The organism is Kribbella sp. CA-294648, from assembly GCF_050943845.1.
Classification (GTDB): Bacteria; Actinomycetota; Actinomycetes; order Propionibacteriales; family Kribbellaceae; genus Kribbella.
This window is the reverse complement of record NZ_CP191981.1, coordinates 1593010-1610631: the sequence shown is the minus strand read 5'-3', so window position 1 is coordinate 1610631 and position 17622 is coordinate 1593010. Positions and strand designations below refer to the sequence as shown.

The 17622-nt window shown below is 69.0% G+C and carries 18 protein-coding genes; 7 read left to right on the top strand and 11 right to left on the bottom strand.

Annotated elements, in window-relative coordinates:
* Positions 1-4: 4 nt before the first annotated feature.
* Together ACQPYM_RS07845 and ACQPYM_RS07840 are read right to left on the bottom strand one after the other, a co-directional pair.
* A complete protein-coding gene (locus ACQPYM_RS07845) occupies positions 5-679 on the bottom strand; it encodes an arsenate reductase ArsC (protein ID WP_433017112.1) in 675 nt (224 codons plus the stop codon).
* On the bottom strand, positions 676-1383 hold the full coding sequence (locus tag ACQPYM_RS07840; protein ID WP_433017109.1) for a MarR family transcriptional regulator: 708 nt from the start codon (positions 1381-1383) through the stop codon (positions 676-678). The genes ACQPYM_RS07845 and ACQPYM_RS07840 overlap by 4 nt, the downstream gene beginning before the upstream one ends.
* 200 nt (positions 1384-1583) lie before the next feature.
* Between ACQPYM_RS07840 and ACQPYM_RS07835 the strand changes: the two genes are divergently transcribed.
* The gene (locus ACQPYM_RS07835) at positions 1584-2243 is read left to right on the top strand and encodes a DUF998 domain-containing protein (RefSeq protein WP_433017106.1); all 660 of its coding nucleotides are present in this window, start codon (positions 1584-1586) and stop codon (positions 2241-2243) included.
* A gap of 15 nt (positions 2244-2258) precedes the next feature.
* Here ACQPYM_RS07835 and ACQPYM_RS07830 read toward each other — a convergent pair whose 3' ends face one another.
* Together ACQPYM_RS07830 and ACQPYM_RS07825 are read right to left on the bottom strand one after the other, a co-directional pair.
* On the bottom strand, positions 2259-2459 hold the full coding sequence (locus tag ACQPYM_RS07830; RefSeq protein ID WP_433017103.1) for a hypothetical protein: 201 nt from the start codon (positions 2457-2459) through the stop codon (positions 2259-2261).
* Positions 2460-2868: 409 nt separating this feature from the next.
* Positions 2869-4032 carry an acyl-CoA dehydrogenase family protein gene (locus ACQPYM_RS07825; protein ID WP_433017100.1) on the bottom strand — a complete coding sequence of 388 codons (1164 nt, stop codon included), beginning with the start codon at positions 4030-4032 and terminating at the stop codon, positions 2869-2871.
* A gap of 145 nt (positions 4033-4177) precedes the next feature.
* Here ACQPYM_RS07825 and ACQPYM_RS07820 point away from each other — a divergent pair, with 145 nt between their 5' ends.
* Positions 4178-5524, top strand: coding sequence for a UDP-glucose dehydrogenase family protein (locus ACQPYM_RS07820; protein ID WP_433017098.1), 1347 nt, complete (start codon positions 4178-4180; stop codon positions 5522-5524).
* Positions 5525-5571: 47 nt separating this feature from the next.
* On the opposite strand, the gene ACQPYM_RS07815 is transcribed toward ACQPYM_RS07820, so the two are convergent.
* From ACQPYM_RS07815 to ACQPYM_RS07805, 3 genes are all read right to left on the bottom strand, one after another.
* Positions 5572-6792, bottom strand: a complete 1221-nt coding sequence (locus ACQPYM_RS07815; RefSeq protein WP_433017095.1) for an MFS transporter — start codon at positions 6790-6792, stop codon at positions 5572-5574.
* A gap of 75 nt (positions 6793-6867) precedes the next feature.
* Entirely contained in the window at positions 6868-7371 is a 504-nt protein-coding gene (gene purE / locus ACQPYM_RS07810) for a 5-(carboxyamino)imidazole ribonucleotide mutase (RefSeq protein WP_433017092.1), read from the bottom strand.
* Between the two features lie 12 nt (positions 7372-7383).
* Positions 7384-8556 carry a 5-(carboxyamino)imidazole ribonucleotide synthase gene (locus ACQPYM_RS07805; protein ID WP_433017089.1) on the bottom strand — a complete coding sequence of 391 codons (1173 nt, stop codon included), beginning with the start codon at positions 8554-8556 and terminating at the stop codon, positions 7384-7386.
* Positions 8557-8709: 153 nt separating this feature from the next.
* Here ACQPYM_RS07805 and ACQPYM_RS07800 point away from each other — a divergent pair, with 153 nt between their 5' ends.
* Positions 8710-9273 carry a GtrA family protein gene (locus ACQPYM_RS07800; protein ID WP_433017086.1) on the top strand — a complete coding sequence of 188 codons (564 nt, stop codon included), beginning with the start codon at positions 8710-8712 and terminating at the stop codon, positions 9271-9273.
* A gap of 91 nt (positions 9274-9364) precedes the next feature.
* Entirely contained in the window at positions 9365-10573 is a 1209-nt protein-coding gene (locus ACQPYM_RS07795) for a GNAT family N-acetyltransferase (RefSeq protein WP_433017083.1), read from the top strand.
* Positions 10574-10582: 9 nt separating this feature from the next.
* On the opposite strand, the gene ACQPYM_RS07790 is transcribed toward ACQPYM_RS07795, so the two are convergent.
* Positions 10583-11200 (bottom strand): PH domain-containing protein, encoded by a 618-nt coding sequence (locus tag ACQPYM_RS07790; protein ID WP_433017080.1) that lies wholly within the window; start codon positions 11198-11200, stop codon positions 10583-10585.
* A gap of 129 nt (positions 11201-11329) precedes the next feature.
* Between ACQPYM_RS07790 and ACQPYM_RS07785 the strand changes: the two genes are divergently transcribed.
* Both ACQPYM_RS07785 and ACQPYM_RS07780 read left to right on the top strand, forming a co-directional pair.
* The gene (locus ACQPYM_RS07785) at positions 11330-12727 is read left to right on the top strand and encodes an OFA family MFS transporter (RefSeq protein WP_433017077.1); all 1398 of its coding nucleotides are present in this window, start codon (positions 11330-11332) and stop codon (positions 12725-12727) included.
* Positions 12724-12825 (top strand): MFS transporter small subunit, encoded by a 102-nt coding sequence (locus ACQPYM_RS07780; RefSeq protein WP_433017074.1) that lies wholly within the window; start codon positions 12724-12726, stop codon positions 12823-12825. The genes ACQPYM_RS07785 and ACQPYM_RS07780 overlap by 4 nt, the downstream gene beginning before the upstream one ends.
* Here the strand turns inward: ACQPYM_RS07780 and ACQPYM_RS07775 are convergent.
* From ACQPYM_RS07775 to ACQPYM_RS07765, 3 genes are all read right to left on the bottom strand, one after another.
* A complete protein-coding gene (locus ACQPYM_RS07775) occupies positions 12815-13624 on the bottom strand; it encodes a biotin--[acetyl-CoA-carboxylase] ligase (RefSeq protein ID WP_433017071.1) in 810 nt (269 codons plus the stop codon). The genes ACQPYM_RS07780 and ACQPYM_RS07775 overlap by 11 nt on opposite strands.
* Entirely contained in the window at positions 13624-16263 is a 2640-nt protein-coding gene (locus tag ACQPYM_RS07770; protein ID WP_433017068.1) for a phosphoenolpyruvate carboxylase, read from the bottom strand. The genes ACQPYM_RS07775 and ACQPYM_RS07770 overlap by 1 nt, the downstream gene beginning before the upstream one ends.
* A 110-nt stretch (positions 16264-16373) precedes the next feature.
* Positions 16374-17012, bottom strand: a complete 639-nt coding sequence (locus ACQPYM_RS07765) for a TetR/AcrR family transcriptional regulator (RefSeq protein ID WP_433017065.1) — start codon at positions 17010-17012, stop codon at positions 16374-16376.
* 91 nt (positions 17013-17103) lie between these two features.
* Between ACQPYM_RS07765 and ACQPYM_RS07760 the strand changes: the two genes are divergently transcribed.
* On the top strand, positions 17104-17583 hold the full coding sequence (locus ACQPYM_RS07760; RefSeq protein ID WP_433017062.1) for an SCP2 sterol-binding domain-containing protein: 480 nt from the start codon (positions 17104-17106) through the stop codon (positions 17581-17583).
* The last annotated feature ends 39 nt before the right edge of the window (positions 17584-17622 follow it).

Here is a 17622-nt window from a genome sequence, read left to right as displayed (position 1 = left end):
CTGCTCACTGGCGGCCCAGGTGCGCGGCGGGGACGGACAACTCGTCGAGGAGAACGCGAACGCGACGCTCGATCTCGTCGCGCACCGGCCGGACGTGCTCCACGTCCTGACCTTCGGGATCGTCGAGGATCCAGTTCTCGTACCGCTTGCCGGGGAAGATCGGGCAGGCGTCACCACACCCCATGGTCACCACGACATCGGCGGCCCGGACGACCTCGTCGGTCCACGGCTTCGGATACTCGGCGGAGATGTCGATACCGCGCTCGGCCATCGCGGCCACCGCGGACGGGTTGACCTCGACCCCAGGCTCGGAGCCACCGGACCAACCGACCGCCGCGTCGCCGGCCAGGTGTTCGAAGAACCCGAGCGCCATCTGGCTCCGGCCCGCGTTGTGCACACACAAGAACAGCACGACCGGGCGGCCGTCGTCCGCATGACCTTCGACCCTGGCCAGTGCGGTCAGGCGCTGACGGGCGAACCGCTCGGCCAGCAGCGGCAGGAAGTTCGGCACCGTACTTCCGGTGGCGAACTGGTCGTAGCTGGAGTGCAGGAACCGCTCGATCGTCTCGGCCCCGTAGATCGCGGCGAACTCGTCGCCCAGCCTGCTCGCCGCCGTACGCAGCGCCAGTTGCTGGTCGATGGACAGGTCTTCTCGGTGATGCCCGGCCAGCTCTGTCATGGTCGACTCCTGGAGTTGTCGGTCGCGTCGGTTGGCGAGAGGACGGGCGCCAGGCGGTCGACCCGGTCGGTGAGCTCGGTGTAGGCGGCTTCGAAGGCGGCGTCGGTGTCGGTGGCTGCGGGATCCGGGATCGACCAGTGCAGTCGCGGGCGCGCGGCGGCCGGGAGGTGTTCGTACGCGATGTCGCAGACCGCGATGACCAGGTCGTCGGGCTTCACCACGTCACTCACCTGGCTCGTGCGCCAGCCTGTGGGATCCAGCCCGTGCTTGCGTGCGACCCGTACTGCGCGTGGGTGCGGCGCGGTGGCCGGCCGGGTGCCGGCCGAGAGGGCGGGGATGCGGCTGCGCCGCGACCAGATCGAGGCGGCCAGCTGCGAACGGGCGGAGTTCTGCGTACAGACGAACACCACCCGCGGCGCCGGAGCCAGCGAGGGCGTGACAGCCGACTCCAGCACCTCGGTCACCACCCGGACATAGGTACGGCGTCGATCGCCTTCGGACCGGGACCGCACGACCAGTCCGGCATCCTCCAGCACCTTCAGGTGGTGAGCGATCAGATTGGTCGGCATCTCGAGCACCAGCCCGAGTTCGCCAGGTGACGCGTCGCCCGCGACCAGGGTCTCCACAATCGCGAGCCGGCCGGGATCACCGAGCGCCGCGTGCACCCGGGCCTGCTCTGCCAGAGAATTCCGCTCAACGTTCATTGACTCAATAATCACTGAGCTAATCTGCCGTGTCAACCCGATGACGAACCGCCGGCCACGTTCGCCGCGTCAGGTAACTCACCCGCACGCTCCTGAAACAGCCACGCTGCCCCGTGTCGATTTCTGACCGTGTCGATTTCTGGGTGGGCCGGTCGACGCAGGGGTGAAGGAACAAAACCCCTGCTTCGGAAGGACCCATCATGACCACCAGCAGCTCAGTCGTCCGCACGACGTCTCGCGTCACCACCCGTACCTTGCTGACCGCCGGCCTGGTGGCCGGCCCGCTCTACACAGCCGTCTGGCTCGGGCAGGCCGCGACGCGGGAAGGGTTCGACATCACCCGCCACCCGGCCAGCCTGCTCGCCAACGGCGGACCGGGGTGGATCCAGACCGTCAACTTCGTCGCCGCCGGCATCCTCTCGATCGCCGCCGCCGTGGGGCTGCGCCGCTCAATCTCCGGCCGCGGCAGCCGGTGGGCACCACGGCTGCTCGGCGCGTACGGCGTCGGTCTCCTGCTGGCCGCAATCTTCCCGGCCGATCCCGCCGCCGGCTTCCCTGCCGGTACGCCGGCCGACTACGCCGAGATCAGCACCCGCGGAATGGGCCACTTCGTAGCTGGGAGCATCGGATTCACCGGCCTGATCGCCGCATGCCTGGTGATGGCAGCGCACTACCGCAGTGCCGGCCAGACCGGTTGGGCCCGCTACTCCACGGCCACCGGCGTACTGTTCTCCGCCGCCTTCGCCGGCCTGATGGCAGGAGCCGGCAACCCGGCCACCATCATCGCCTTCGGCGTGGCAATCGTCCTAGCCTGGACCTGGATCGCCGCCACCTGCGCCCACCACCGCCAAACCAACTGACGAGGTTGCCCGGGCTCATCTCCTCGTGATGAGCCCAACCACAAGACTGACAAGCCCGACCGCACCAACCGTGGCGCTCGTCATAACGAACTTCCGAGCGACCACGGCGAACCTGTCGACGTCGCCTCCCCCACCAAGAACGAAAAGCCCCGCCAACAAAACCAGAATGAAAACAGCCAGGACCAGCAGCACACCACCAACGATGAGCAGGGTCATACCGAGCCGCTCTCGCGAGGACCGACCGCCCCCTGCCTGCTGAGGAAACGGATACTGCTGCGGAGGCACATTCCCCCAACGCGGGTCGTAACCTCCCGGACCACCCGGCGCGGACTGAGACATACCCGGACCCTACCCGCCAACAAGCTCTGCGCCCGTCCACCGACTCAGCTCTCGGCCGTGGAGTAGTGCGCCGTCCACCAGGACCTCCACCGCAGCCGGTGGCCGCGGACTCACCGAGGAACTCGACCACGCCCGAACCAGCTCAAGACCAGAAGCCGCGCAACGCAACGGCCAGGTGCCCCGCTTGACCGCGCAAGCCGCCACGCAGCCGCAGCACGCAACCACGTGGCGCGCATGCGCCGAAGGCGCCAAGAGAACAGTCGCCGCCGGAGGCGGTGTCCTCTTGTCAGGCGAGGCCCTTGAGGAGTTGGCGGGCCATGACGATTCGTTGGACCTGGTTGGTGCCTTCGTAGATTTGGGTGATTTTGGCGTCTCGCATCATGCGTTCGACTGGGTAGTCGTGGGTGTAGCCGTAGCCGCCGAGGAGTTGTACTGCGTCGGTGGTGACGGCCATGGCTACGTCGGAGGCGAAGCACTTGGCGGCGGCGCCGAAGTAGGTGAGGTCGGGGGCGTTGCGTTCGGAGCGGGCCGCGGCGGCGTAGGTGAGCTGGCGGGCGGCTTCGAGCTTCATGCCCATGTCGGCGAGCATGAACTGCAGGCCCTGGAACTCGGCGATCGGCTTGCCGAACTGCTTGCGCTCCTTGACGTAGCCGAGCGCGTAGTCGAGGGCTCCCTGGGCGATGCCGAGGGCCTGGGCGGCGATCGTCACCCGGGTGTGGTCGAGGGTGGCCATCGCGGTGGCGAAGCCGGTGCCGGGGGCGCCGATCATCCGGGACGCCGGGATCCGCACGTTGTCGAAGTACACCTCGCGGGTCGGTGAGCCCTTGATGCCGAGCTTCTTCTCGGGGGCGCCGAAGGAGACACCCTCGTCGGCCTTCTCGACCACGAAGGCGCTGATGCCCTTCGAGCGCGCGTCCGGATCGGTCACCGCGAAGACGGTGTAGTAGTCACTCACGCCCGCGTTGGTGATCCAGCGCTTGACGCCGTTCAGCACGAAGAAGTCCCCGTCGGCGACAGCGCGGGTCTTCATCGAGACCGCGTCCGAGCCGGCCTCGGGCTCCGACAGGCAGTACGAGAACATCGCGTCGCCCGCGGCCACCGGCGGCAGGTAGCGGTCCTTGACCTGGTCCGAGGCGGACAGCAGCAACGGCAGCGAGCCGAGCTTGTTCACCGCGGGGATCAGCGAGGTGGACGCGCAGGCGCGGGCCACTTCCTCGATCACGATCACCGTGGCCAGCGCGTCCGCGCCGGCGCCGCCGTACTGCTCGGGGATGTGCGGCGCGTGGAAGTCCGACGCCTTCAGCGCGTCGTACGACGCCTTGGGGAACTCGGCGAGCTCGTCCACGTCACCGGCGTGCGGGGCCACTTTCGCGTCGCAGACGTCGCGCACGGCCTCCCGGATCGCCTGGTGCTCCTCGGACAGCGCGTACAGGTCGAATGAGTTACTCACGGGTACCAAGGTACGACGAAACCCCCTCCGCCGGGAGTCGCCGGACCCGTAAAGTGACCAACGGCGCACTCAAAGCCCGCAGCCGGACGGCGGCCGGACATGATGCGGTCACCTGGTGCTCACCGGGATCGGTAGAGTCCCTCGCATGACTGAAGGCACGCCCACCAGCGCGCGACCGCTGCGGATCGCGGTGATCGGCACCAACTACCTCGGGGCCAACACCGCCGCGGGAATGGCCGAGTTCGGCTTCGACGTGATCGGCGTCGAGATCGACGAGCACCGGCTCAAGCTGCTCAACGACGGCAAGGCCCCGTTGTACGAACCAGGGCTGGACCCGTTGCTGAAGAAGCACACCGACTCCGGCCGGCTGCGGTTCACCAAGGACTACACCGAGATCGCGGACTGGGCCGATGTCCACTTCATCTGTGTCGGTACGCCGCAACTCGAGGGCAGCGACTCCGCCGACCTCGCCCAGATCCACTCGGTCGTCACGATGCTGGCGCCGTTGCTGACCAAGCCGTGTCTGGTGGTCGGCCGGTCCACCGTCCCGGTCGGTACGTCGAAGGTGGTGGAAGCCCGCTTCCACGCCGAAGCCCCGGCGGGTTCTCAGGTGGAGATCGCGTGGCAGCCGGAGTTCCTGCGGGAGGCGCACGGCGTGGACGACACGCTGCACCCCGACCGGTTGGTGTTCGGCGTACAGTCGCCGGCCGCGGAAGCCAAGTTGCGGGAGGTCTTCGCGCAGCCGATCGCCGACGGATCGCCGGTGGTCGTCTGCAACCTGCCGACCGCCGAACTGGTCAAGGGCGGCGCGAACGCCTTCCTGGCCACGAAGATCTCGTTCATCAACGCGCTGGCCGAGCTCACCGACGCGACCGGCGCGGACGTCACACTGCTCGCCGACGCGCTCGGCTACGACAAGCGGATCGGCCGCGGCATGCTGAACGCCGGGCCCGGGTACGGCGGCGGCTGCCTGCCGAAGGACCTGCGATCGTTCATGGCCCGGGCCGGTGAGCTCGGCGTGGAAGAGGTCATCACACTGCTCCGCGAGGTCGACGACATCAACCAGCACCGGCGCGCGCGGATCGTGGACGTGGTGCACGAACTGCTCGGCGCCGACTGGGTCGGCAAGAACGTGACCGTGCTCGGCGCGGCGTTCAAGGCCGGCACGGACGACGTACGGGACTCGCCGGCGCTCGACATCGCCGGCCGGATCCAGCTGCACGGCGCGACCGTCACGGTCTTCGACCCCGAGGCGATGGAGAACGCCCGCCGGGTCCGCCCGACCTTCCGGTACGCCGAGTCCGCGCTCGAGGCGTGTGAGGGCGCGCACCTGGTGCTGCACCTGACCGAGTGGCCGGAGTTCCGCTTGCTCGACCCGGCCGCGTTGCGCGGCCGCGTCGAGGCGCCGGTGGTGGTCGACGCCCGACTCTCGCTGGACGGGGCGAAGTGGCGCGCCGCAGGCTGGATCTACCGCGCCCCCGGCCGGCCGTAAAGCCCTGGCAAAGCCGCAAAGCCTTGTAACAAGAAGACAAGGCAGCCTCAGGAAACGGTGGCGTTCCTGAGGACGGGCCTTGTGAGGGCAATCAACCCGATCAAGGCAGACGCCACACCGATGCCGAGGCAGACGCCGGTAATGCCCACCCCGTCCAGGTCGGCGAAGGTGCCGAGGACGGGGTTCATCACGACCAGGGCGAGGCTCTGGCAGAGCACCACGACCGACTGCAGCCGCGACTGGTACTCACGCTCCACCGAGTTCATCAACAACGGCAGGACATGTCCGGTGAAGGTCCCGACGCCGATCCCGCTGACCACGCCGGCCGCGAAGGCGAGCGGCAGCGGCTCGAGCACCGAAAGACCGAGCAGCCCGACCCCGGCCAGCAGCAGACCGAGCGCCGCGAAGACACCCGGCCGCGCGAAAGCACCGCGGGCCAGGATCCGGAGCGCGATGATGCCGACACCGAGGCTCCGGCTGGCGACCAGCAGGCCGGCCGTCGACGCGTCCCAGCCGTGATCCCTCGCCAGCAAAGGAAGTAGCAGCGCGTCGAGCGGCATCAGCAGTCCGGCCGCGATCGTCATCGTGATCAGCAGCGCCCGCGTCAGCGGCCGCCCGAAGGCGACCCGGACCCCGTCCAGGATCGACCGGAACATGCCCGTTCGCGGCCCGGTGGCACCGGCCGGGGTGTTGCGCAACGAGATCAGCACGATGATCATCACGGCGAACGTCAGCGCGTCGAACCCCGCCGCCGCGGTCAGCCCTGACCAGTTCACCAGTACGCCGCCGACCGCCGTGCCGGTGACGGCGAAGACGACTCCGGTGACCTGAAAGCTCGCCAGGGCCCGCGGCACCAGCTCCGGCGACACCAGCAACCGGGGCATCGACCGCGAGGACGGCAGGAAGAACGCGTCGATGATGCCGACGACCAACGCCGTGACCAGCAGCAGGCTGATGGGTTCACCGACCGCCAGCGTGGCTGGAACCAACGCGGTGGTCACCACGAACATCGCGATGCAACTAGCCAGCAGGACCTTCGGTGCGCCGTACCGGTCGCCTACCGCGCCGCCGATCAGCAGCAGGGCCGCACGCGGGGCCGCGGCCAGCAGCAGGACCAGGCCGGCAACCTGGCCGCCGTGCCGGCTGGCGGACCAGCCGATGGCAAACGTCATGGTCAGGTCGCCGAGCAAGGAGACGGCCGCGCCGAACAGCCAGATCCAGTAACGGACCGGGATGCGCTGCGTATCCGGTTCTGCGGGCGGAGTCACGATCGACGACCTTAGACGACGTTGGTTGGAATCTCACGGCTACCCGCCCCAGGTCTGTGGAAAACCGTGTGAGTGTCAGTTTTGACGCAGCTCTGCCGCGCCATCACGCACAGTACTGCCCTTGGCCCGCGCCAGGTCGGCCAGGTTCTCCTGGAACTCGATCATCTTCGCGCGGAGCTTCTCGTCGTGCGCGGCGAGAATCCGGACAGCCAGCAGGCCAGCGTTGCGCGCGTTGCCGATCGACACGGTGGCGACCGGCACGCCGGCCGGCATCTGCACGATCGACAGCAGCGAGTCCATCCCGTCGAGGTACTTGAGCGGCACCGGGACGCCGATCACCGGCAGCGGCGTCACCGAGGCGAGCATGCCGGGCAGGTGCGCGGCGCCGCCGGCCCCGGCGATCAGCACCTTCAGGCCGCGCTCGTGCGCCGCCTTCCCGTAGTCGATCATCTCGGCCGCCATCCGGTGCGCCGACAGCACGTCGGCCTCGAACGGCACGTCGAACTCGACGCACACCTCGGCGGCCGCCTTCATCGTCGGCCAGTCCGAGTCCGACCCCATCAGGATTCCCACGCTCATGCTGTCGCCCTCTTACTCGTCGATGGTGCCGGTCAGGTACGCCGCCGCGTGGCGCGCGCGCTCGCGGACCTCGTCCAGGTCGTCCCCGTACGCCGTCACGTGGCCGACCTTGCGGCCCGGCTTCACGGACTTGCCGTAGAAGTGGACCTTCAACCCGGGATCCCGGGCCATGCAGTGCAGCAACCCGAGATGCATGTCCTCGACGTCCCCACCGAGCACGTTCACCATCACCGTGTACGGCGCCCGCGCCGCCGGTGATCCGAGCGGCAGATCCAGTACCGCGCGCAGGTGGTTCTCGAACTGGCTGGTGACCGCGCCCTCGATCGACCAGTGACCGGTGTTGTGCGGCCGCATCGCCAACTCGTTGACCAGCAGCCGGCCGTCGCGGGCCTCGAACATCTCGACCGCGAGGATCCCGACGACGCCGAGCTCACCGGCGATCTTCAACGCCGTCTGCTGCGCCTGGGCCGCGCGATCCGCGCTCAGACCGGGCGCCGGGGCGGTGACCTCGACGCAGATACCGTCCCGCTGGACCGACTCCACGATCGGGTAGGCGACCGCCTGGCCGTGCGGGGACCGGGCGACGATCGCGGACAGTTCGCGGACGAAGTCGACCTTCTCCTCGGCCAGGATCGGCACGTTCGCGGCGAACGCCTCGTCGACGACCGGGTCGTCGGCGCTGGTGGCGACCCAGACGCCCTTGCCGTCGTACCCGCCGCGGGTGGTCTTCAGGATGATCGGGAAGCCGCCGATGCGCTTGGCGAAGTCGTCGAGGTCGGCCTTCGAGGCGACCACCTGGTGGGCCGGGGCGGGCGCGCCGATGGTGTCCAGCCGCTGCCGCATCACCGCCTTGTCCTGCGCATGCACGAGGGCGTCCGGGCCCGGGCGGACCTTGACTCCCTCGGCCTCCAGGGCCCGGAGCAGCTCGGTCGGGACGTGCTCGTGGTCGAAGGTGACCACGTCCGCCTCAGCGGCGAACCGGCGTACGGTCTCGGGGTCGCGGTAGTCGCCCACCGGGGCGTCGGCGACGGCCTGGGCGGCGGAGACCGTGGGTCCCTCGGCGAGCACCCGCAGCTGGATGCCCAGCGCGACCGCCACTTCCTGGGTCATCCGGGCCAGCTGGCCGCCGCCGACCATGCCTACGACAGGAGTTCCGACCGGGAGATCTGTGCGCTCGAACTTCACGGGGCTGAGCCTAATGTGCGGACATCCGACCCTCCCCGGCGGCGTCAAGGACTCGTCAAGGTGCCGGCGGAGATTTCGGGGTCTGACCCGTTGCCGGGTACCGTGGGAAGCTGCCGCACAGTCATCCGCGTTCACAGAGAGTTCCCAGGTCCGTTGAAGATCGTCACAACGCTGTATCGCCAGGTTGAGCACCTGGTGCACGAAGTGGCCAAGTTCGGTCTGGTCGGACTCCTCGGCATGGTCGTCGACCTGCCGATCTACAACTGGCTGGTCTTCGACAACCCGCTCGTCCTCGGCGAGTCGAGCAACGGCATGCTGCACGACAAGCCGGTCACCGCGAAGTTCATCTCGGTCACCGTCGCCACCATCGCGACCTACCTGGGCAACCGGCACTGGACCTGGCGGCACCGTGAGCGCACCGGGCTGCACCGCGAGTACGTGCTCTTCTTCGTGCTGAACGGCATCGGCCTGCTGATCGCGGCCGGCTGCCTGGGCTTCTCCCGCTACGTCCTGGACCAGCACAGCTGGCTGGCCGACAACATCGCCGCGAACTTCGTCGGCCTCGGCCTCGGCACGCTGTTCCGCTTCTGGTCCTACCGCAAGTTCGTCTTCAGGGAAGAGCTCGCCCTGGAAGACGCGGAGCAGCAGGCGAAGGCCCCCGACACCCCGGCCGCGCTGGACGCCGACAACACCGGCGACCTCCCCGCCGTTCGCTGAACCCCCAGCGGCACCCTCAACCCTGCCGCTCTCCGCAAAACCTCGCTAAAACCCGGCTGCACAGGGCCGCTCGGCGTGTGAGGATGCGATGGTGACCGAGTATCCCGTTCGCCAGGCCCGTGCCGAGGACTACGAAGAGATGGGCGCCCTGTTCGCCGGGGCGATGATGTTCGAGCCGTCCGTCGACGACCTCGGACGAAGACTGTTCGAACCCGACCGCGGACTGGTGGCGACCGACGGAGCAGAGATCGTCGGTACTACGCGGGCGCTGACCCGCGACCTGTCCGTCCCCGGCGCGATCGTGCCGGCCGCGCACGTGACCGGCGTCGGCGTCCGGGCGACCCATCGCCGGCGGGGCCTGATGGCCGAGCTGATCACCCGGCAACTGCGCGAAGTACCGGAAGCGATCGCGGTGCTGTGGGCCAGCGAGGCCGGCATCTACGGCCGCTTCGGGTACGGCGCTGCCGCGTTCAGTACGCAGTACGAGGTCGATCTGCATCGGGTCGGGCCGTCGAAGGTGCGGACCCGTCCGGGTGAGATCAGCGCGCTGACCGTCGATGACGCCCTCAAGGAGCTCCCGTCGCTGCTGCGGGGACTGCAGGAGCGGCGACCGGGCGTGTCCGGCCGGTCGGAGCTGAAGTGGCAGGGCCGGCTGAAGGACAAGCCGGAGGAGCGCGGCGGCAAGACCGCTCGCCAGATCCTGGTGCACCGGGACGAGACCGGCACCATCGACGGCTACGCCCTCTGGCGCGGCAAGATGGATTGGGGACCGACCGGTCCCGCCAGCGAGGTCCACGTCGAAGAGCTGGTGGCGACCGGAGCGGCGTACCAGCTCCTGTGGCAGCACCTGCTGACCCTCGATCTGGCCGCCAAGCTCAGATTCGGCTTCGCCGCGGTCGACGAGCCGCTGCAGCAACTCGTCACCACCCCGACGGCGCTGGACCGACGGATCAGCGAGTCCCTGTGGCTCCGCGTGACGGACGTCGCCCGAGCCCTCGAACAGCGCCGGTACGCCGTCCCGCTCGACCTCGTGCTCGAGGTGACCGACGAGGTGATCCCGGCCAACGCCGGCCGCTACCGACTCGTCGCGGACGGCGAGGCCGTGCAGTGCGACCGCACGGACGCAACGGCCGACCTGACCCTCTCCGTGACCGAGCTGGGCGCGACCTACCTCGGCGGCCGCGCCCTGGCCGAATTCGCCACCACGGGCCGAGTCGTCGAGCACACCCCCGGCGCGCTCAACCTCGCCACCGCGGCCCTCCGCTGGCCAACTGCACCGGCCAGCATCGAGATCTTCTGACCAGGCCGGTCACCGGCGGTCGTTGTCTTCTGAGCTGAAGAGGGTTTCGGAGTCGGGCTCGGCGACGGGCCTGGCTTCGCGGCGACGGAGGGGCTCCGGCGGGGCCTCGTCGTCGAGGTAGCCGTCGCCGGGTTTGCCGTCCGGGCCGCCGAAGAGCAGGTCGGACATCTTCAGGTGCATCTGCTCGACGTGCGGTACGTCGGGCAGGACCACCTGGCCGCCCTCGCTGGCGGACTGGATCTGCAGGGTGCCGCAGCGCAGCATCCGGTCGATCAGGCCGTGCTCGTAGGAGACGTCGTTGATCCGCATCAGCGGGATGTCCCGGCCGGTCCGGGTCAGGATGCCGTGCCGGGTGATCAGCCGCCGGTTGGTCAGCGTGTAGCTGGAGAAGAACCAGTTCAGGAACGGCTTGGCCGCGAACCCGAGCAGGATCAGCAGGCCGACCACGCCGATCGCGATCCGGGCCGGACCCTGCATGCTGCCTTCCGGCACCACGGCGGCCAGGAACGCGCCGCCCGCCACCACCACGAGCAACAGGAACACCGGGAAGATCAGTGCCTTCCAGTGCGTCCGGGTGCTGACGACGACGTACTCGTCCTCACCCAACAACTTCGCCGAGATCGCCATGGTCCCAGTCTCACAGTTCCGGGGTCCGCTTGTCGCCGGTCGACACGACTGCCACCGATCGCATACTGTCCGCAATGCGCAAGGGGCACAGCGTCACCATCTGGGGGGCTTCACCAGTGAGGAGCCGTGATGGGCATCTTGTCGGTACTCGATCGCGAGCACACCGTCGCGCCGCCGGGGTACAGCCGCTGGCTGATCCCGCCCGCCGCGCTGGCGGTGCACCTGTGCATCGGTCAGGCGTACGCGACCAGCGTGTACAAGACCTCGCTGACCAAGCACTTCGACACCAGCCAGACCGCGATCGGGGTGATCTTCAGCATCGCGATCGTGATGCTGGGGCTGTCCGCCGCGATCGGCGGCACCTGGGTCGAGCGCAACGGGCCGCGCAAATCGATGTTCGTCTCGGCCTGCTTCTGGGCCGCCGGCTTCGGAGTAGGTGCCCTCGGCATCGGTACCGGCCAGCTCTGGCTGGTCTACCTGGGGTACGGCGTGATCGGCGGCATCGGGCTCGGCATCGGCTACATCTCGCCCGTCTCCACCCTGATCAAATGGTTCCCTGACCGCCCGGGGCTCGCCACCGGCCTGGCGATCATGGGCTTCGGCGGCGGCGCCCTGGTCGCGAGCCCACTGTCCCGCCAGCTCCTCAGCCTGTACGACGACGGCTACAACCCGAGCAACTCGGGATCGGTGGCCGGCGGCGGTGCGCTCGTCGCGCTGTTCCTGACGCTGGGCATCGGCTACTTCGCAATCATGATGTTCGGCGTCTTCAACATCCGCGTGCCCGCCGAAGGGTGGAAGCCGGACGGTTTCGATCCCGCGCAGGTGAAGGCGAAAAGCCTCGTCACCACCGCGAATGTATCCGCGGCGAACGCGATCAAGACCCCGCAGTTCTGGCTGCTCTGGATCGTCCTGCTCTGCAACGTCACCGCGGGCATCGGCATCCTGGAGCAGGCCAGCCCGATGATCCAGGACTTCTTCCGCGGTGCGGACGGCAAGTCGAGCGTCGCGATCGCCGCGGCCGCCGGTTTCGTCGGCCTGCTGTCGATCTTCAACATGGCCGGCCGGTTCGCCTGGTCGACGACCTCGGACCTGATCGGCCGCAAACCGATCTACGCGCTGTACCTCGGCGTCGGCATCATCTTCTACTCGCTGCTGGCGACCGTCGGCCACAACAGCACCGCGCTGTTCGTCCTGTTCGCCGCGGTGATCCTGTCCTTCTACGGCGGCGGTTTCGCCACCGTACCGGCGTACCTGCGGGATCTTTTCGGGACCTATCAGGTCGGCGCGATCCATGGCCGGCTGCTGACCGCGTGGTCGGTCGCCGGGGTGGCCGGGCCGCTCATCATCAACGGATTCCTCGACAGGGAAGGGAAACCGGGCACGCTGACGGCCGAGGCCTACCGGCCCGCGCTGTTCACCATGGTCGGAGTCCTGGCGATCGGCTTCGTCGCCAACCTGCTGATCCGGCCGGTCGCCGACCGGTTCCACGAACCAGCCAAGGCAACCGCAATGGAGGCAGCCAAATGAATCCCCGCCTGGTCGTCTCTTGGGCGCTGGTAGCGGTGCTACTCGGTTACGGCATCATCCAGACACTCATCACCGCGGCCAAGCTCTTTACTCAGTAGCCCGCACATGCGTGACATCGCCGGCGGCCAGGGAATGCGGGCCGTCGGCGGTGAGCACTATCAGCCGGCCATCGGCATCCAGATCCGTAGCGGTGCCTTCCAGGAAGACGCCGCCGGGCAGCTCCACGCGCACCTGCCGCCCAAAGGTGGCTGACAGCTCCCGGTAGTCCGGCAGGATCACCTCTGGGTCTCCAGCAGCGTCCACCCAGGTCCGGTAACGAGTCTCCAGCTCCCGGAGTACTGCGGCCAGCACAGTGGCCCGGTCGGTCGTCGCCGCACCTTCGAGCGCCATCGACGTGGCTACCTCTGTGGGTCGCTCCTCCGCCTTGAGAGTCACATTGAGCCCGATCCCCACGATCGCCGCCGGCCCGTCCACCCGCTCGAGCAGGATGCCTGCCAGCTTCCGGTCGTCGACCAGTACGTCGTTGGGCCACTTCACCTGAGCAGGGATCTCCCCCACCCGCCGTACTGCGGCAGCAACCGCCAGCGGAACCAGCAACCCCAGCCACGGCCAGCGATGCGGCGGCACACTCGTAGGACGCAGCAGTGCGGACATGAGCAACGCAGAGCGGGCCGGTGTGGTCCAGGTACGCCCCAGCCGCCCACGACCCGACGACTGGTACTCCGCCGCCACCAGCAGCCCCTCAGGCTCGCCAGCGCGCGCTGCGGCCGCTACCACGGCATTGGTCGACTCCGTCTCGGCCAGTACGTCGATCTGACGCCACAGCGAGCCCGGACGGACTAGCCGCCCCCGCAGGAAGTCAACGTCGAGGGGCGGCCTTTCCAGATCGCCGTACATCAGCCGGTGTTCTGCAGACCGGCGGCAACGCCCGACACGGTCAGCAGGAGCAGCCGCCGAGTCCTGACGATCTGCTGCTCGTCCAGCGAGTCATCCGTCCGCAGCGTCCGGAGTGCCCGCAGCTGCAGGTAGCTCAGCGCATCGACGTACGGGTTACGCAGCTCGACAGCGCGGCCGAGCACGCGGCGGCCGCTGAGCAGCCGGTCGCCGCCGAGCACCTTGAGCACCCACTCCGTGGTCAGCTCGTGCTCGTCCAGCATCTGCTGGGTCAGGTCCGGCCGGTCACCGAGTTCGAGGTAGCGGCCGAGGATCCGCCGGTCGGTCTTCGCCAGCGACATCTCGGCGTTCTCGAGCATCACCTGGAACAGCGGCCAGTTCTGGTTCGCGTCCTGCAGCACCGCAACGTCGCCAACGGCTGCCAGCGCCGACCCTAGGCCATACCAGCCCGGCGCGTTCACGCGGGCCTGCGACCAGGCGAACACCCACGGGATCGCCCGCAGGTCCTCCAGCGAGGACACGGCCACCCCACGACGGGCCGGCCGGGAGCCCAGTGGCAGCTGCCCGAGCTCCTCCAGCGGCGTCACGCGGCCGAACCACTCCGCGAACCCCTCCGCCTTGACCAGCCGGTGGTACGTCGCCCGGGAGGCCTCGTCCATGGCCTTCCCCACCACGGCGAACCGGTCGGCCGCGACAGTGGCGCGCTCCTCGATGCCAGGCGTGGAGGCGAGCAGTGTGGCGGCAGTGACCTGCTCGATGTGCCGCTGCGCGATCGCTGCGTTGCCGTAGCGAGCAGGGATCGCCTCACCTTGCTCAGTGAGCTTGAACCGGCCAGAGACCGAGCCAGGCGCCTGAGCCAGTACTGCGCGGTTCGCCGGGCCGCCCCCACGTCCCAGCGCTCCACCACGGCCGTGGAACAGGGTCAGGCGGATCGCGTTGCGCTGGGCCCAGGCGGTGATGCGCGCCTGCGCGTCGTACAGGGCCAGGGTGGCCGACACCGGGCCGACGTCCTTGGCGGAGTCGGAGTAGCCGAGCATGACCTCGAAGCGCCGGTCGTTGGCCGTCAGGCGGTGCCGGACCCGGGTCAGCTGGATCGCGTTGTCCAGCACCTCCACCGAGTTCTGCAGGTCCTCACCGGTCTCGAACAGCGGTACTACGTCCAGCTCGATCGGCCGGCCGTCCATGGCGGCGTCAGCCAGCTCGTAGACGGCAGCGAGGTCGCCTGCGTTCCGGGTGAACGACACGACGTACCGGCGGCAGGCCTCAGGGCCGAAGCGCTGCTGGATCTGACCGATGACGCGCAGTGTGGCCAGTACTTCCTCGGTCTGGTCGGAGAGCTCACCACCGCTCAGTACCTCCTCCAGCGCCTTGGTGTGCACCGAGGAGTGCTGCCGGACCTCCAGCTCGGCCAGGTGGAAGCCGAACGAGGTCACCTGCCAGATGAGTTGCTGCAACTCGCCGTACGCCTGCCGCAGTGCCCCTGCACTGACCAGCGAGTCCTGCAGGACCTTCAGCTCGTGCAGGAAGTCAGCAGACCGCGGGTAGCCGAAGTCGGCGTCCCGGGCGCGCGTGGCGGCCAGCCGACGGGCTGCAAGCAGCAGTAGCTGGCGGTGCGGCTCGGAAGGCGAGCGGGTCTCGATGTCGGCCATCAGCTCGGGGTTGACCGCCCGGGCGTCCTCCAGGATCCGGCGTACCGGCGCTGACGGCGGAGTGGTCGCCGCATCCAGCGTGAGGGCGCGGCCGAGCTGATCGGTCGCCCGCTCGAGCGCGCGCAGTACGTGGTCAGCCTGGATCTGCATGGCCTCGCGGGTGATCGCCGCGGTGACGTTCGGGTTGCCGTCGCGATCGCCGCCGATCCAGGAGCCGAGCCGGACGAACGGGGCCACCACCGGCTGCTTGATACCGGCCGACTCCCCGGCCAGGGCGTCGTCGAGCCGGCGGTAGACGTTGCCGACGACATCGAACAGGGTCTCCTCGAAGACCGCCATCGCCGAGCGGACCTCGTCCAGCGGGGTCGGCCGGCTGGTCCGCAGCTGGGACGTACGCCAGAGGATGTCGATCTGCTCGACCAGGCGGCGCCGGTTCTCGGCCAGCTCGCTGTCACCGGCGCGCGGGTCACTGCGCTCCTCCAGCAGCGTCGAGATCCGCCGGATGGTCGCCAGTACTGCGCGCCGCCGCGCCTCAGTCGGGTGGGCGGTCAGTACCGGGCGGAACTCCAGCCCATTGAGCAGGGCACGCGCCTGCTGCTCGCCACTGTCGGCACCGATCTTCTCGACCGCCTGGGCCAGCTCGGACACCGCCGGAGCGTCGCTGGCGCGGTCGCGCTCCCGAAGTACGCGTGCCCGGTGCAGCTCCTCGCTCAGGTTCGTGAGGTGGAAGTAGCAGGTGAAGGCGCGGGCGACGTCCTCGGCGCGCTCGTGCGGCCAGGTGGCGACCAGCGCCTCGGCTCCCTCGCCGTCACCGGCGATGGTGAGCTCCCGGAGCTTCTCGACGTCGTCGAGCAGCGGCTGACCGGCGTACTCGACCAGTACGCGGCCGAGCAGCTCGCCGAGCAGGCGCACGTCGGCGCGGAGCTCCTCGGGGACTTCGAAACGTGCGCGGGTACGGGTGCGGGCGCTCGCCTGACTGCCGGTCTCGGTCACGTTCGCCCACGATATCCGTGGGCACGCTCTCGCCGCCTCCCAGTCCGACTGGTGAGCGCAGATCGTGACCAATCGTGACGAAACGTCAGTGTGACGCGACAGTAAGGGCACTAAACGGCGTTGAAGCCGCCGCCGACCACCTGGGAGACGATCTTGGCGAGCTCGGCCGGGGTGCGGTCGGTGCCGTCGACAACGAGCATCCGGGCGCAACTCTCGGTCATCGAGGCCAGCATCTCGGCCAGCACCGGCAGGTTCGCGTCCGGGTCGGTGACACCTGGCAACGATTGCACAAGAGTCAGCCGCAACCCCTCCACCAGGAAGGCGCGCGCCGCCCGGACCCGGTCGGCAACCACCGGCGCCGCGCCGTACTGCGCTCCGAACACAATTCGCCACGAGCGCGGCGACTGGGCTGCGGTCTCCAGGAACGCGGTGAGGCCTTCGAGCACGTGCTCCTCCGGCGTACCGACGCTCGGGTCGGCCGGCAGCGCGGAGACGATCGAGATGACCAGGTGCTGCTCCTCGCGGGCCAGCAGCGCGAGCAGGAGCTCGTCGCGGTTGGCGAAGGAGTCGTACACCACCGGCTTGGTGACGCCGGCCGCGTCGGCCACCGACTGCATCGTTGTACCGGCGTAGCCGCGTTCGGAGAACACTTCGAGGGCGGCGTCCAGGATCAACGGACGCCGGCGCTCCGGACCCAGGTGCGCGGCCCGGCGGCGAGGTTCCGGAACCGGGTCTTCAGGGCTGACCACTTGACAAAGCTATCAGGCCCGTAGGAAATTCCTACGGTCTGGTAGGAAGTGTCCGAAGGGACGCGTTTCCTATCTGCCAGGGAGGCGTCGAGTGGCCGTACGTGGCAGTGCGCGGTGGCTGGAGTCGGAGGACTTCACCGCGCTCGACCTCGGCGAGTTGTCCCGGCTCGTCGCGCGCACCTCGGAGCGAGAGCTCCGGCATCGGCTCATCGGGGGAGTCCGAGAGATCGCGTTGCGCGAGATCTTTCGCCGGATGCCGGAGTACCTCCGTCCCGCCCGGGCGGAGGGTTTCGACGCGGTCGTCGGCTGGCAGATCACCGGCGCGAGCGGCGGCGGCGTCGACGAGTACCGGATCCTGGTCAGCGACGGCACCTGCCGGGTGCTCACCGGCCACCGCGACCCACCGGCGATCTCGGTCCGCACCGACGCGGCCACCCTGCTGCGGATCGTCACCGGCAACGAGGACCCGGTCCTGGCCGTCCTCAAACAGCGGCTCTCGGTCCGCGGCGACCTGGCCCTGGCCGCCCGGCTCAGCAAACTCTTCGCCGTCGGGCCCCGTACTCCGCAGTAGGATTCCGGCATCCGGTGTGTTCATCGTCATCTGGGCGCG

Bases quoted from the DNA above. Each gene is read 5' to 3' on its own strand.
- ACQPYM_RS07830 (WP_433017103.1), bottom strand. From the start codon at position 2,459: ATGACCCTGCTCATCGTTGGTGGTGTGCTGCTGGTCCTGGCTGTTTTC.
- ACQPYM_RS07820 (WP_433017098.1), top strand. From the start codon at position 4,178: ATGACTGAAGGCACGCCCACCAGCGCGCGACCGCTGCGGATCGCGGTG.
- ACQPYM_RS07775 (WP_433017071.1), bottom strand. From the start codon at position 13,624: ATGTACGGCGATCTGGAAAGGCCGCCCCTCGACGTTGACTTCCTGCGG.
- ACQPYM_RS07845 (WP_433017112.1), bottom strand. From the start codon at position 679: ATGACAGAGCTGGCCGGGCATCACCGAGAAGACCTGTCCATCGACCAG.
- purE (WP_433017092.1), bottom strand. From the start codon at position 7,371: ATGAGCGTGGGAATCCTGATGGGGTCGGACTCGGACTGGCCGACGATG.
- ACQPYM_RS07840 (WP_433017109.1), bottom strand. From the start codon at position 1,383: ATGAACGTTGAGCGGAATTCTCTGGCAGAGCAGGCCCGGGTGCACGCG.
- ACQPYM_RS07790 (WP_433017080.1), bottom strand. From the start codon at position 11,200: ATGGCGATCTCGGCGAAGTTGTTGGGTGAGGACGAGTACGTCGTCGTC.
- ACQPYM_RS07780 (WP_433017074.1), top strand. From the start codon at position 12,724: ATGAATCCCCGCCTGGTCGTCTCTTGGGCGCTGGTAGCGGTGCTACTC.
- ACQPYM_RS07835 (WP_433017106.1), top strand. From the start codon at position 1,584: ATGACCACCAGCAGCTCAGTCGTCCGCACGACGTCTCGCGTCACCACC.
- ACQPYM_RS07785 (WP_433017077.1), top strand. From the start codon at position 11,330: ATGGGCATCTTGTCGGTACTCGATCGCGAGCACACCGTCGCGCCGCCG.